This window comes from Flavobacterium sp. RSP15 (assembly GCF_003968755.1).
In the GTDB taxonomy this organism is placed as follows: Bacteria; Bacteroidota; Bacteroidia; order Flavobacteriales; family Flavobacteriaceae; genus Flavobacterium.
Genome location: NZ_RYDL01000012.1, coordinates 37,211 through 52,457, shown reverse-complemented (window position 1 = coordinate 52,457; position 15,247 = coordinate 37,211). Strand labels below are relative to the sequence as shown.

The 15,247-nt window shown below is 33.1% G+C and carries 14 protein-coding genes; all 14 read left to right on the top strand.

The genetic code is table 11. The annotated features are described in order from the left end of the window. Positions 1-479 precede the first annotated feature (479 nt). The 14 genes from EKM00_RS12025 to EKM00_RS11960 all read left to right on the top strand — a co-directional run bounded on the left by EKM00_RS12025 (position 480) and on the right by EKM00_RS11960 (position 15,103). On the top strand, positions 480-818 hold the full coding sequence (locus tag EKM00_RS12025; protein WP_126516357.1) for a type II toxin-antitoxin system RelE/ParE family toxin: 339 nt from the start codon (positions 480-482) through the stop codon (positions 816-818). A 2-nt stretch (positions 819-820) separates the two neighbouring features. Continuing rightward, positions 821-1,120, top strand: a complete 300-nt coding sequence (locus tag EKM00_RS12020) for a helix-turn-helix domain-containing protein (protein ID WP_126453813.1) — start codon at positions 821-823, stop codon at positions 1,118-1,120. A gap of 166 nt (positions 1,121-1,286) precedes the next feature. Then, positions 1,287-2,384, top strand: coding sequence for a GDP-mannose 4,6-dehydratase (gene gmd / locus EKM00_RS12015; protein WP_126516356.1), 1,098 nt, complete (start codon positions 1,287-1,289; stop codon positions 2,382-2,384). 442 nt (positions 2,385-2,826) lie between these two features. After that, entirely contained in the window at positions 2,827-3,975 is a 1,149-nt protein-coding gene (wecB, locus tag EKM00_RS12010) for a non-hydrolyzing UDP-N-acetylglucosamine 2-epimerase (RefSeq protein WP_126516355.1), read from the top strand. A gap of 7 nt (positions 3,976-3,982) precedes the next feature. Then, positions 3,983-5,209 (top strand): UDP-N-acetyl-D-mannosamine dehydrogenase, encoded by a 1,227-nt coding sequence (gene wecC, locus EKM00_RS12005; RefSeq protein ID WP_126516354.1) that lies wholly within the window; start codon positions 3,983-3,985, stop codon positions 5,207-5,209. Between the two features lie 413 nt (positions 5,210-5,622). After that, on the top strand, positions 5,623-6,603 hold the full coding sequence (locus EKM00_RS12000) for an FAD-binding oxidoreductase (protein ID WP_126516353.1): 981 nt from the start codon (positions 5,623-5,625) through the stop codon (positions 6,601-6,603). Between the two features lie 215 nt (positions 6,604-6,818). Continuing rightward, positions 6,819-7,595, top strand: a complete 777-nt coding sequence (gene rfbF, locus EKM00_RS11995) for a glucose-1-phosphate cytidylyltransferase (RefSeq protein ID WP_126516352.1) — start codon at positions 6,819-6,821, stop codon at positions 7,593-7,595. Continuing rightward, positions 7,583-8,656, top strand: coding sequence for a CDP-glucose 4,6-dehydratase (gene rfbG, locus EKM00_RS11990; RefSeq protein WP_126516351.1), 1,074 nt, complete (start codon positions 7,583-7,585; stop codon positions 8,654-8,656). The genes rfbF and rfbG overlap by 13 nt, the downstream gene beginning before the upstream one ends. 8 nt (positions 8,657-8,664) lie before the next feature. Then, complete coding sequence (gene rfbH / locus EKM00_RS11985; RefSeq protein WP_126516350.1) at positions 8,665-9,990, top strand: lipopolysaccharide biosynthesis protein RfbH; 1,326 nt, start codon at positions 8,665-8,667, stop codon at positions 9,988-9,990. Next, positions 9,990-10,862 carry an NAD-dependent epimerase/dehydratase family protein gene (locus EKM00_RS11980; RefSeq protein ID WP_126516349.1) on the top strand — a complete coding sequence of 291 codons (873 nt, stop codon included), beginning with the start codon at positions 9,990-9,992 and terminating at the stop codon, positions 10,860-10,862. Before rfbH ends, EKM00_RS11980 begins: the two co-directional genes overlap by 1 nt. 4 nt (positions 10,863-10,866) lie before the next feature. Then, positions 10,867-11,904: an NAD-dependent epimerase/dehydratase family protein gene (locus tag EKM00_RS11975; protein ID WP_126516348.1), complete on the top strand. Its 1,038-nt coding sequence runs from the start codon at positions 10,867-10,869 to the stop codon at positions 11,902-11,904. A gap of 9 nt (positions 11,905-11,913) precedes the next feature. Beyond that, complete coding sequence (locus EKM00_RS11970; protein ID WP_126516347.1) at positions 11,914-13,296, top strand: MATE family efflux transporter; 1,383 nt, start codon at positions 11,914-11,916, stop codon at positions 13,294-13,296. Beyond that, positions 13,296-14,210 (top strand): glycosyltransferase family 2 protein, encoded by a 915-nt coding sequence (locus EKM00_RS11965; protein ID WP_126516346.1) that lies wholly within the window; start codon positions 13,296-13,298, stop codon positions 14,208-14,210. The genes EKM00_RS11970 and EKM00_RS11965 overlap by 1 nt, the downstream gene beginning before the upstream one ends. Then, complete coding sequence (locus EKM00_RS11960) at positions 14,207-15,103, top strand: glycosyltransferase family 2 protein (RefSeq protein ID WP_126516345.1); 897 nt, start codon at positions 14,207-14,209, stop codon at positions 15,101-15,103. The genes EKM00_RS11965 and EKM00_RS11960 overlap by 4 nt, the downstream gene beginning before the upstream one ends. Positions 15,104-15,247: the final 144 nt, after the last annotated feature.

Sequence of the window (15,247 nt, the reverse complement as noted above, 5' to 3'; positions counted from 1 at the left end):
GAAAGGGTTAATCGTTTAAGAAAGGTTTAATCGTTTAAGAAAAGTTTAATCGCTTAATCGATGAGAAAAGATTAATCGGTTAAGAAAAGATTAATCGTTTAATCGCTTAGGAAAGGGTTAATCGATTAACGAAATAGTAAACGATTAACCAGTTAACCACTTCAACGATTAACCATTTAAAAAAAAAGTTTAATCGATTAACGAAGAAGTAAACGATTAACCATTTAAAGAAAAAGATTTAATCGATTAACGAAATAGTAAACGATTAACCAGTTAACCACTTAACCACTTCAACGATTAACCAGTTAAACGATTAACCAGTTAACCACTTAAACTATTAACCAATTAAATTATCAGTCGTTCCTGCTAAAAAAAAAACAGCCTTTTAGGGTAACTATAATGTGATAAAAATTTGTGTAGAAAGAAAAATAGACGTTAAATAAGTTGAAATAAGTTATCTTTTAAATTAACTTTGCAAAATGAGTAGACAGATAATCTTTTACGAAAATCACTTTCTTGACTTTTATAAAATTCAAGACGATAAAGTAAAAGCTAAGATTAAAAATATTCTTGAACTGGTAATGCAAGTTGACAGGGTTCCTGAAAAATTTTTAAAACATTTGTCCGGAAGAGATGGAGTTTATGAAATAAGAGTTGAATATCAATCCAATATTTACAGAATATTTTGTTGTTTCGACAAAGGAAACGTAGTTGTATTATTCAATGCCTTTCAAAAGAAAACTCAGAAAACTCCCAATAGCGAATTAGAAAAAGCAATACGATTGAGAAAAGAATATTTTTCAACTAAAACAAATTAGCCATGGATAAATATAGCAACGTAACTAATTTTGATCAACTTATTGAAGTTGAACACGGAAAAATTGGAACAGAAAGCAGAAATAAATATGAGGAACACACTCAAATGTTTATTATCAGCGAAATGCTGAAGCAAGCAAGAAAAGAAGCAAAAATGACACAGGAACAGCTTGCCGAAAAGACAGGGACTAAAAAAAGTTATATTTCTAAAATTGAAAATGGAAAAGGAAATATTCAAATTTCAACACTGATTCGACTTTTTGAATTAGGATTAAACAAACGAATAGGATTGACATTTTTATAAATCAGTACATCTCACTACAATTTGTTCAGGTCATGCTTTTAAAAGACCGGATTGAAATTTAGAATCCAGGTAGTTTGCCTTATGGATTAACCATTTAAAGAAAAAAGGTTTAATCGGTTAACGAAATAGTAAACGATTAACCCATTCAAATATCATACAAAACATAATGGATACAAAACAAAAAGTTGCCCTCGTAACCGGAATCACAGGTCAAGACGGATCTTATTTGGCTGAATTATTATTGGAAAAAGGATATCAAGTGCATGGCGTAAAAAGACGTGCATCTTCTTTTAATACGCAACGAATTGATCATATCTACCAAGACCAACACGAGAATCATATTAATTTTAAATTACACTATGGTGATTTAACGGATTCTACCAATATCATAAGAATTATTCAGGAAGTGCAACCTGACGAAATATACAACCTTGGAGCAATGTCTCACGTAAAAGTTTCATTTGATTCTCCAGAATATGTTGCTAATGTAGATGGAATAGGTACTTTACGAATATTAGAGGCTGTTAGAATCCTAGGTCTCGAAAAAAAAACCAGAATTTATCAGGCTTCTACCTCTGAATTGTATGGTGGATTGGCTGAAAATAAAAATGCGCAAGGTTTTTACGATGAAAATTCTGCGTTCTATCCGCGTTCTCCTTACGGTGTTGCCAAAATATACGCCTTTTGGATTACTAAAAACTATCGTGAAGCCTACAATATATACGCTTGTAATGGTATTCTTTTTAATCATGAGTCTCCAAGACGTGGTGAAACTTTTGTAACGCGTAAAATTACGATGGCCACTGCAGCTATTGCCCATGGAAAGCAAGAATGCCTGTATCTTGGGAATCTAAATTCACAACGAGATTGGGGTCATGCTAAAGATTACGTAGAGGCTATGTGGAGAATTTTGCAACAAGATGTAGCAGAAGATTATGTAATAGCAACTGGTGTCACTACCTATATTAGAGATTTTGTCATTATGGCTTTTGCTGAAATAGGTGTGGAATTGACATTCGAGGGTGAAAATGAGAGTGAAGTAGCAAAAGTTGCAGCTTGCAACAATCCATTATATCAGTTGGAACTCGGTAAAGTAGTAGTTCGCGTAGATCCAGAGTACTTCCGTCCTACAGAAGTTGATTTATTACTTGGGGATCCTACTAAATCGAAAACACAGCTGGGTTGGACCCCTAAATATGATCTTGCCGGATTGGTGAAAGAGATGGTGGCTAGTGATTTGGATATTTTGAAGAGAATTGGATAGGAAGGGATAGTGCTCTAAGCTCTGATTGTTTCATAACTTGCTAGGAGACTTTTCAAAAGGGAAGACTTGTCATATAGATAAATTTTATACCGCACTAATACCAATTAAATGTATAGTTAGAATAGATTAATTGATCTACGCCAATTTGAAGATATGACATTTTTTCAATTATTTTAATACATGTGTTTAGAACTCTCGTGAGATGTTAATTGTAATGTGCACAAAGTCGGTAGAATTAGTACAGCAAGAGCTTAGCCAAAGCAAAACTAAGATGGGAATGCAAGTATAATTTGGCTGTTTTGGTTAAAAACAGCCTGTATTTTATCAATGAGGTTAAGCAGTATTAAGAAATAAAAAATATAAACGATTTGAAGTGAGAAATAATTAGTAGATGTAAAATAATATCGATGTAAATTTAAAAGAAAATAATTGTAAAATAGTAATGATAAAAAATTTAATAATATTTGGAACTCGGCCTGAAGCCATTAAAATGGCACCTTTGGTAAAAGAGTTTAAAATGTACCCCGAATTATTTGATACCAGAGTTTGTGTTACGGCACAACATCGTGAAATGTTGGATCAGGTATTGGATTTTTTTGAAATTATTCCCGATTATGATTTGGATTTGATGAAGCCAAATCAGAACCTGTATTTGCTGACATCTGATATTATTTTAGGATTGAAGCCTGTTTTAGAGGAATTTCAACCGGATTATGTATATGTGCATGGTGACACCACAACAACAATGGCCTCTTGTGTTGCGGCCTTTTATTCTGGTTCTAAAGTATGCCATGTTGAGGCTGGTTTAAGAACCCATAACAAGCTCTCGCCTTTTCCTGAAGAGATCAACAGGCAGATAACAAGCCGCATTACTGATATTCATTTTGCTCCCACGATTACCTCAAAAGAAAATTTATTGATAGAGAATATTGATGAAAACACGATTTTAATTACAGGAAATACCGTTATAGATGCGCTTTTAGATAGTTCTAATAGGGTAAAATCAATTCAGAATAAGGAAATTGAATTTTTAAAAAACGATTTGGATTTTACAAAACGCATTATATTGGTAACGGGACACCGGAGGGAAAATCATGGAGAAGGCTTCATTAATATTTGTAATGCTTTAAAGGAAATTGCACTGATGAATCCAGAGATTCAAATCGTATATCCGGTACATTTAAATCCTCATGTGAAAGGACCGGTTTATGAAATTTTGGGTGAAATTTCTACAATAAAATTAATTAATCCATTAGCCTATCCTGCCTTTGTTTGGTTAATGAATAAATCCTACCTTATTATTACAGATAGTGGAGGAGTACAGGAAGAAGCGCCAAGTTTAGGAAAACCCGTTTTAGTTATGCGAGACACCACGGAGCGTCCAGAGGCAGTTGTGGCGGGAACCGTAATTTTGGTCGGCACTGATACAGATAAAATTGTGCTGGAATGCAATAATTTATTAAATGACACAGTTAGATACGAGAAGATGAGTGCATTGCATAATCCTTACGGAGACGGAAAAGCGTGCGAACGTATAGTCAATCATATTAAAGAATTAACAAAAGAAAAGATTTTAACAACTACAATATAGATCAAAGATGAGTCAACCAAAAGTAGTAACTATCGGTTTGGGATATATTGGACTACCCACATCGGCATTAATTGCAAACAACAACATTTCAGTACACGGGGTGGATATCAACCAAAAAGTGGTAGATATTATCAATGCTGGAAAAATTCACATAATAGAACCTTCACTGGATGTTGCAGTCTCGAAAGCAGTTCAGCAAGGGTTTTTGAAAGCAGATGTCAAACCGGTTGTGGGAGATACCTATTTAATCGTAGTTCCTACACCTTTTAAGGCAAAAAACGAACCGGACATTTCTTTCGTTCTGGCTGCCACTACATCTATACTTCCCTTATTAAAAGAAGGTGATTTATATATTATTGAATCGACTTCTCCTATTGGAACTACCGAGAAGATGTTGCATTATATTTATAACGAACGTCCCGAATTAAAAGACAAAATACACATTGCTTATTGTCCTGAGCGTGTATTACCAGGTAATGTAATGTATGAATTAGTTCATAATGATCGTGTAATTGGCGGAGTAAATGAAGCTTCCACGCAAAAAGCCATTGCTTTTTACAGCCAATTTGTAAAAGGAGAATTGCACCCTACTAATGCGCGAACGGCTGAAATGTGTAAATTAGTAGAAAACTCCTCACGAGACGTTCAAATTGCTTTTGCCAATGAGCTGTCGTTAATTTGTGCCAAGGCCGATATCAATGTTTGGGAATTAATCAAACTGGCGAACAAACATCCCCGGGTTAATATTTTACAACCCGGTTGTGGAGTAGGTGGCCACTGTATAGCAGTTGATCCTTATTTTATAGTAGCCGATTTTCCTATGGAATCTAAAATCATTGCATCCGCCAGAGAAATAAATAATTACAAATCTTTTTGGTGTGCCGAACAGGTAAAAACGGCTAAGCTAGAATTCCAAATTAAAAATGGCAGAAAAGCAAGCGTGGCCATCATGGGATTGGCGTTCAAGCCCAATATTGATGATTTAAGGGAATCTCCTGCTAAATATATAGCGCAAAGAGTGATGCAAGATGCAAACGATGAAGAATATTATATAGTTGAACCTAACATTGAGGATCATCATGTATTTAAAATATCTAATTATAAAGTTGCTTTAGAAAATGCTGATATTATTGTGTTTCTAGTAGCTCATAAAGAATTTAAAAATTTAGAAATAGCAAAAGACAAAATTGTGTTAGATTTTTGTGGTGTGATGAATACAAATCAAGTGTTATAAAAAAGGAATTTAACTCCAAAAATTTATACCGAAGGTTGTTTAGGCTTGATAATAATACAATTTAAATAATGTCGCTGACTAACTATACGAATGTACTTAGAGTTATAAGTAAAGAATTAGAATTAAAAGACTAGTAGCGATTTTGTTCTAACGAGTTTTGCCTAGGTTGAATTGAATTAGGGTTCAAATTAGAAAAATTATGTAAAAAAAACCTTGTTAAATCTTGAGCAAATCAAGAGTTGTTTAGAAAAAAATTTAATCGTTTGAGAAGACATTAACCAGTTACTATTTCTAAAATTCATTGAAAAAACAATTTACTGACTTAAAATTAAAGAAAAGCAGCGACATCTTTTAAAGAAGCAAGTTAAATAACCTTAATTATTTGAGAAGTAGAAAATCATTAATAAAACAGTATGTTTACTATAAATCTTAAAAACGACATCCATTTTTTATGTTCTCCTGAAGAGACTATTCTAAGTGGTGCCCAAAAAGAGAATATAACTATTGATTACAGTTGTAAAACGGGTCGTTGTCAATCCTGTAAGGCAAAAGTTATCAATGGAACTTCATTTGCCAATACTGATGAAACAGGGCTTAGTGAAGAAGAAAAATCTAAAGGGTACATTCTAACTTGTGTACGAACGCCCACATCGGATTTAATACTAGACATTGAAGATTTGAGTGGGTATTGCCTCGAACAATTGCGGACACTACCAGCAAAAGTGGACAAGATCACAGCAATTTCTTCTGATGTAATAGAATTACAATTACGGATGCCACCGAATGCCTCATTCCGCTATTTGTCGGGCCAGTACATTAATATTATTAAAGGTGACTACAAAAGGAGCTATTCCATTGCTAATACGAATTCACCATCTAATCTGGTTTTTTTTATAAAGAATTACGGAGGGGGAAGATTTAGCAATTATTTGTTTAATGAAGCAAAACTTAATGACTTATTGAGAATTGAAGGGCCAATAGGAACTTTTTTCTACAGGAAGACCAATAAAAAAAATATTGTTTTTTTAGCAACAGGAACAGGAATTGCTCCTGTCAAGGCAATTCTTGAACAATTGGATGAAAATAGTAGTGAAGTGAAAGACAAAAACATATATTTGTTTTTTGGCGGTAGAACAGAAAACGATTTATTCTGGAAACCTAATTTTAAAAACATAAAAGTTCATTTTATTGCAGTACTGAGTAGAAGCAATGTCAACTGGATAGGTGAAAAAGGCTATGTTCAGGATAGTGTCGTTTCTAAAAAAATTGATTTATCTGATAGTGTTTTGTACGCCTGTGGTTCTGAAAACATGATAAAAGATTCAAGAGTTTTATTAACAAAAAATGGATTATTAGAAGATGCATTTTATTCGGATGCATTTGTAAGTAGTTAAAAAAGGGTTAATCAATGAGCTGTTTAATAGATGATTACATAATAATTATTTGTAGGTAAATCTTGATTCTATTGCAATAAAAAAATAAATTACAAATAGTAAAAATTGGTATTAAATATAAATTTATGAAATGAGCATAACCATTTATTGATTTAATAAACCAATAATTAAATGCGAATTACATTTGACTTATAAAAAACAATAATCATAAATATATGAAAGCAGTCATTCTTGCAGGAGGGTTAGGAACTCGATTAAGTGAAGAAACAGTGTCCAAGCCAAAACCTATGGTTGAAATAGGAGGTAAGCCCATTTTATGGCATATTATGAAAACGTATTCGCATTATGGGATTAATGATTTCATCATTTGTTGTGGTTACAAAGGCTACGTGATCAAGGAATACTTTGCTAATTATTACTTACACCAATCCGATGTTACTTTTAACATGAAAGACAATAAAATGGTGGTACACGAAGAAAGAGCAGAACCGTGGACTATTACACTGGTTGACACTGGTGATGATTCGATGACTGGCGGAAGGCTTAAAAGAGTGGCTCAGTATTTAAATGAAGAGGAAAGTTTCTGTTTTACCTATGGTGATGGCGTTGCAGATGTTGATATAGCAGCACTTTTGACATTTCACAAAGTCCATGGTAAAGATGCAACTTTGACCGCTACTTATCCACCGGGCAGATTTGGGGCCTTAGATATTGTGGATAATGAAGTGCGTCAGTTTCAAGAAAAACCGAGAGGGGATGGAGCCTTGATAAACGGAGGTTTTTTTGTATTGTCCCCTAAAGTGATTGACAGAATAGCTGGTGATGCAACCATATGGGAACAAGAGCCTCTAAAAGGCTTGGCAGCAGACAACCAATTAATGGCATTCAAACATGAAGGATTCTGGCAACCTATGGATACGTTGAGAGACAAGATGCATTTGGAGGAATTATGGGATACTAATAAAGCACCCTGGAAATTATGGAAGGAGTAAAAGGAAAAGTAAATCCTTCTTTTTGGAAAGATAAGAAAGTGTTTCTAACCGGACATACTGGTTTTAAGGGAAGTTGGTTGTCATTGTGGCTTCAATCGATGGGCGCTACAGTTAAAGGGTATTCTTTAGCACCACCAACCAATCCCTCCCTATTCGTAGTGGCTGATGTTGCCACGAACATGGAATCTGAAGTAGGAGATATTAGAAACTTGGAGCAGTTAAAGAAAAGCATGCTTGGCTTTAATCCAGATGTTTTAATTCATATGGCGGCACAACCTTTGGTACGGTTATCTTATGTAGAACCCGTGGATACATATACCACCAACGTGATTGGTACCGTAAATGTATTGGAGGCAGCAAGGTCTTGTCCCAATTTAAAGGCAATCGTATCTGTTACCACTGATAAGTGTTATGAAAACAAGGAGTGGGCTTGGGGCTATAGGGAAAATGAACCTATGGGCGGTCATGATCCTTACAGCAGCAGCAAGGGTTGTGCCGAATTGGTTACATCGGCTTATCGAAACTCTTTTTTTAATACGAAAGGCACTGCTGCATTGGCTACTGCCAGAGCAGGGAATGTCATAGGAGGTGGTGATTGGGCAGATGACCGATTGATACCAGATATTCTCAAGGCGTTTGAAAAATCAGAATCGGTGATTGTTCGCAATCCTTTGTCCACTAGACCTTGGCAGCATGTTTTGGAACCCTTGTCAGGCTATCTAGTTTTAGCAGAAAATTTGTATACTAATGGTCAAGAATACGCACAACCATGGAATTTTGGTCCCAAAGACGAAGATTGCAAACCCGTGAATTGGATTCTGGATCAAATGGTGGCTACTTGGGGAGAAGGAGCTGGATGGGAATTAGACCAGAACAACAATCCACACGAAGCAGGTTTTTTAAAATTAGATTGTTCCAAGGCAGCGTCAAGATTGAATTGGCAGCCCAAATGGAATTTGGAATATACGCTCAATCTCATCGTAAATTGGCATCAGGATTGGAGAGAAGGTAAAAATATGCGCGAACAGACTTTAAACGAAATTACAAATTACAGCAATTAACATTTAGCATGGAAAAGAAAGCACAATTAGAGAATTTACGAAATGAAATAGCTGGTTTAGTATCAAAATATGCTGCTATAAATTATGCGCCAACCCCTTTTATTCCTGGAGAAACAGTTGTTCCTCCTTCGGGAAAGTTATTAGGTGAGGAAGAGATGCAAAATATGGTTGCGGCATCCTTAGATGCTTGGTTAACGACCGGGCGTTTTAATGCAGAATTTGAAAAAAAGTTGGCAGCCTTTTTAGGCGTTAAACATTGTTTGTCTGTTAATTCTGGTTCTTCGGCAAATTTAGTGGCTTTTAGCACTTTGACGTCACATAAATTAGGAGATCGCGCCATTAAAAAAGGAGATGAGGTCATTGGTGTGGCAGCCGGTTTTCCTACAACAGTAAATCCTATTGTGCAATTTGGAGCGATTCCTGTTTTTGTAGATGTTGACATTCATACCCACAATGTTAATGCAGATTTAATCGAAGCGGCAATAACCCCAAAAACCAAAGCGATAATGTTGGCTCACGCCTTAGGTAATCCTTTTAATTTGAAAAAAGTAACCGAACTTTGTAAAAAATACAATCTTTGGTTGATTGAAGATACCTGCGATGCTCTAGGAGCAGAATATAATGGACAAAAATGCGGTACTTTTGGCGACATAGGTACTTTGAGTTTTTATCCTGCCCACCACATGACAATGGGTGAAGGCGGAGCCGTGTTCATGAATTCCTCGGAGTTAAAATCCATAGCAGAATCCTACAGAGATTGGGGGCGTGATTGCTACTGTGCGCCAGGATGTGACAATACTTGTGGCTGTCGTTTTGAACAAAAACATGGTGATCTGCCCTACGGATATGACCATAAATACGTGTATTCACACTTAGGCTATAATTTAAAAATTACTGATATGCAAGCGGCTTGTGGCTTGGCGCAACTGGACAAATTAGATTTTTTTATTGCCAGACGCCGTGAAAATTTCGCATATTTAAAAGAAAAACTGCAAACTTTAAATGATTTCATTCATTTGCCGGTAGCTACTGAAAACAGTAATCCATCCTGGTTTGGTTTCCCTATCACTTTAAAAGACAATTGCGGTTCCAACAGAGTTGATTTATTAAAATTCTTGGACAATCATAAAATAGGTACTCGGTTATTATTTGCCGGGAATTTAACTAAACAGCCTTACTTTAAAGACATCGAATACCGAGTAGTAGGTGACTTAACCCATACGGACAAAACGATGAACGATACCTTTTGGATTGGGGTTCAACCAGCCTTAACTAATGATCATCTGGATTTTGTGGTCGAAAAAATGGAAGAATTTTTTGGTTTGAATTTCTAATGAGTACCATCTTGTTAACTGGTGCAACTGGGTTTTTAGGAAGCCATCTATTGGAGTCCTTTATTAAACAGGGATTAGATGTAATTGTTTTAAAAAGAACTACATCTGACACTTGGAGAATTAATCATTTGTTAGATAAAGTAAAAATTTATAATATTGACAAAGTCGATTTTAAAACAGTTTTTAGTGATGAAAAAGTGGATGTAGTAATAAATACAGTCTGTAGTTACGGCAGAACCAATGAAAGTTTAATTGATATTATTAATTCAAATTTAATTTTTGGTTTAAATTTATTGAATGAAGCAATAAAAAATAACGTGCAAACATTCATTAATACGGACTCATTATTGCCCAGAAATCTTAATGATTATAGTTTATCTAAAGCACAATTTGCCGATTGGCTTTCTCAACGTTCGGAAAAGATACAAGTTATTAATTTTAAAATTGAACAGATGTATGGGCCTAAAGACGATACGAATAAGTTTTTGCCTTGGCTAATGAATGAAATGATTGCTAAAACAGACGATATTAATTTAACTTCTGGAATTCAGAAAAGAGATTTTATTTACATAACGGATGTTGTTGCTGCATACGATTTAGTTTTACAAAAAACAATGAGTTTGCCAAAGTGGAGTCAATTTGACATTGGGACAAATATATTTACCGAGGTAAAAGAATTTGTTTTAATTCTTGCAGGAGAAGTAGAAAAATTAAATAAAAGTAAAATAGCTTACAAGTTAAAATTCGGCAAAATTCCGTACAGAAAAGGAGATGTTATGATTCCAGAATTGGATAATACAAAATTAATCGGGTTGGGATGGAAACCAAAAGTGACCATTATTGAAGGAATTCAAAAAATTTTAAAAGATTAAAAAAATGAAGTATCTAATAACAGGAGGTTGTGGATTTATAGGCAGTAATTTGGCTGCCGAAGTTTTAAAAAGAGGAGAAGAACTGGTTGTTTTTGATAATTTATTTCGATTTGGAAGTGCTCTAAACTTAGAGTGGCTTAAAAAACAGGGTGAATTTAAATACTATCCCTTTGACATCCGAAATTTAAATGACGTTGAAACGGTAATTAAAGAAGAACAGCCCGATGTTGTTTTCCATTTGGCAGGACAGGTAGCAATGACAACCTCTATTAACAATCCAAGATTGGATTTTGAAATAAATGCAATGGGGACATTCAATTTATTGGATTCTATCAGGAAATATGCACCCAATGCAATGGTATTGTATTCATCATCAAATAAAGTATATGGTGATTTTGATGAATTAACTTTTGAAGAGAAAGAAACACGATATGTATGCAAAGAATACCCTAACGGTTTTGATGAAAAGGCACCGCTGAATTTTCATTCGCCTTATGGTTGTTCTAAAGGTGCTGCCGATCAATATCTATTAGATTTTAATCGCATTTATGGCATAAAAACAGTGGTATTTAGGCATTCTTCAATGTATGGAGGCAACCAACATGCCACAATTGATCAGGGATGGATTGGGTGGTTTTGTCAAAAAGCGCTTGAAATTAAAAACCATTCAAACACAGAAAAATTCACCATTTCTGGAACGGGAAAACAAGTAAGAGATGTATTGCATGCAGATGATGTCGTCTCACTATATTTTACTGCTGTAAAAAATATAGAAAAGGTACAAGGTAACGCCTTTAACATTGGAGGTGGTATAGAAAACAGTCTGTCTTTACTGGAGCTTTTTGGTTTATTGGAGGAATTACTGGATGTGAAAATGGAATACAACAAATTACCTCCTAGAGAAAGTGATCAGTTGTTATTTGTTGCTGACAATAAAAAAATAGCAGCGCTTACTTCTTGGAAACCCCAAATTGAAGCTAGAAAAGGTATAATTAAAATGCTTGAATGGCTTGGTGGTACTGTAGAATTAAATTCTAAATAACATTTTTAGATGAATAAAATACAGATGAAAAAGTTAAAATTATGGTTTAATTCGGGACATCTAAGAACGATTCAGTTAAAGAAACAAATGCTTTCAATGTTTATATTAAATGGGTTCCAAATCGCACTTAATTTAGCATTAGTACCACTTTTACTGCGTTATCTTGGAGATGTTAAGTATGGTATATGGATTACATTAAGTTCAGTAATAACATGGGTTACTTTTTTTGATATTGGATTAGGAAATGGATTAAGAAATAAATTTGCAGAATCAGTAGCGTTAAAAGATTACAAAAAAGCCAGAATATATGTAAGTACAACTTATGCTTTGATGACAATAATTATGTTCGTCGTATTTATAATATTTTTAATAGTTTATCATTATGTCGATTGGGGAATAATTTTCAACGTTCCTAAAAATGAGATTAAAGATTTTTCGAAGTTAGTTTTTTGGATTTTTACTTTTTTTTTAATCCAATTCGTTGTTAAGCTTGTAGGGGCTTTATACAGTGCAAGTCAAAAAACTTCAAGAAATTCAGTTATAAATTTAGTAAGCGGTATAATATCTTTTATAGTTGTACTTATTTTATATAAATCAGCATATAATAGTCTTCTATTTTTTGGTATAGCTTATTCAATAATCCCAATAATTGTATATACTATTTTTAGCTTAAAAAGTTTTAATGACGAGTATATTGACTTTAGTCCAAGTTGGTCATATGTTCGATGGAAATATTCCAAAGACTTATTTGGCTTAGGTTTTAAATATTTTATCATACAAATTTCAATTATTATTATTGCTCAAACAGATTTAATGATAATAACTCAAGTATTAGGGCCTGAAAATGTTACGCCTTTTTCAATTGCCCAAAAATATTTTAGTATTTCTTATATGGTATTTGGCATTGCAATGGCTCCTTTGTGGTCTGCATATACAGAGGCCTATATCTTGAATGATTATAATTGGATAAGACGAATTATAAAGAAACAATTAAGAATTATTCCATATATTATCTTTGGGTTGATTTTGATGGCATTATTGTTTAAACCTATTTTGAAAATCTGGATTGGGAAAAGTTTTGATGTTATAGGAAATGAATTTATTTTATTATTTGTGATTCAAGCGTTTTTTGTAGTGTGGAATAACATTTTTGGTATGGTATTGAACGGTTTGTCAAAAGTCAGATTAAATACAATACTAGTACTTATTTCTGCAATAATTAATATTCCTCTTTCAGTTTTATTTGCAAAACATTATGTGATGGGTATAAATGGGGTAGTGTTAGGAACATTAGTAAGTGGAGTTCTAGTTTTTATTATAAACCCAATACAAGTTTATTATTTTATTTTTTCAAATAAAAAATCGCAATTATTAACAAAAATATTTAGTTAATGAATACTAAAATATCTGTTTGTATTCCCACATACAATAGAAAAGGGAAGCTTAAAAGAGCAATTGAATCTGTTTTAAAACAGACATATGATAATTATGAACTAATTATTTCGGATAATTGTTCCATTGATGGAACTGAGGAAATGATAAAAACAGATTTCTTAAATGTTCCGAACTTAACGTATTACAGGAATGAAGTAAACCGCGGAATGGTGCCCAATTGGCGTAATTGCCTTGAAAAAGCAACTGGTGATTTTTATATTATTTTGGATGATGACAACTATTTAATTTATGATGATTATCTTTCAGATGCTTCTTTAGTTATTAAGGAGAACTCCAATATTCAACTGGTTTTTGGTGATTTTTTAATTAGATTTAAGGAAAAAGACCAAATGGAGTCCTATCGGTTTAATCCTTATATAAAAGGGAAGGATCTATACAAAAATTATTTTAACTTTAAGCGGGTACCTCAAATATTTTTTGTTTTGTTAAATAGGGAAACAGCAATTAAGAATGATTTTTATATTGATAACTTAATTACACACGATGTTCAATCTTTTATGATATCTATGTTACAAGGTGATGTTGGATATATAAAAAGGCTAATTGGGATATATGATATGACTGGGGAAGACAACGTAGTATTATCAATACAAAGTAAATGGAAAGATTATATAAATTATCATGATAGAATACTTGCCATTGGGAATAAAAGCGGCTTAAAAAAGTCGTTTTATGAAAGACCACTGAAAAGACAATTAAGACAGAGTTATAACAGTCAAATAACAAGATTAACTAAAGAAGAAAAAGATTGGTATAATAGCAGAATTCGAAAACTATATGGACAAAAATATTTTGTCTATTTGAAGTTCGTCGATATATTTTACTCAATAGGTAAACGAATTTTAAAATGATAAAAAATTCATTAGTAAGTATACTAATACCAGTATATAATAGAGAACATATAGTAAGTGAAACTATTGAAAGTGCTATTAACCAAACCTACACTAATATTGAAATAATTATAGTTGATAATTGTAGTACAGATGGAACTTGGGGTGTTTTACAAAACTATACTGCAAAGGACAATCGTATTAAAATATTTCAGAATAGTGTAAACGTGGGACCAGTTTTAAATTGGAAGCGATGCATAGATGAGGCGAAGGGGGAATATTCGAAAATTTTATTTTCAGATGATTTAATTTCAGAAAATTTTATTGAAGAAACATTAGCTGTTTTTGACGAAGAAACGGCATTTGTATTATCTACAATTAAAGTTTTTACATCAGGAGTAGAAAAGAATTATTCTGAAAAAGTTCAAGTTAATACTGTTTATTCATCATCATCTTATTTACAAGATGTTTTATTAAATAACTTTTATGGGTTTCCCGTTTCTCCGGGGTGCTCTATGTTCCGAACAAGTGACCTTAGAACATCATTAATTATAGATATCCCAAATACGTTAAATTTAGATTTTAAAAAATTTGGCGCAGGAAATGATTTATTATTGTTTTTGAATACTGCTTTGTTGTACTCGAAAATTATAACGGCAAATAAAGCAGTTGCATTCTTTAGATCTCACAATGATTCCTTCACCATTTCAAATAAGCTTTCTGTTTATTACGATTACTCACGTTTTTATTTTATGGAAAAACATTTTCCATACTATCTTTCTAAATTTAAAACGTTGACATGGTTGAAAATGAAAAAGCATGGTACAATAAATCCTATATTCCAATTATTGAGTGGGTCATATAACTATAGTTACGGTATCAAATTTCTTTTTAAAAAATTAATAAATGTTTAATAAAAACAAAATCATTTCATTGTTAGAATAGTAAAGTGTTTATTCTTTTTCGATCTCTCATTTATTGTTGTTGCTGTTTTGTAATGCATTGGAATGGAGAGCTCAAATTTCAAATAGCTTAAAAAGAATAAACGATACAATAAA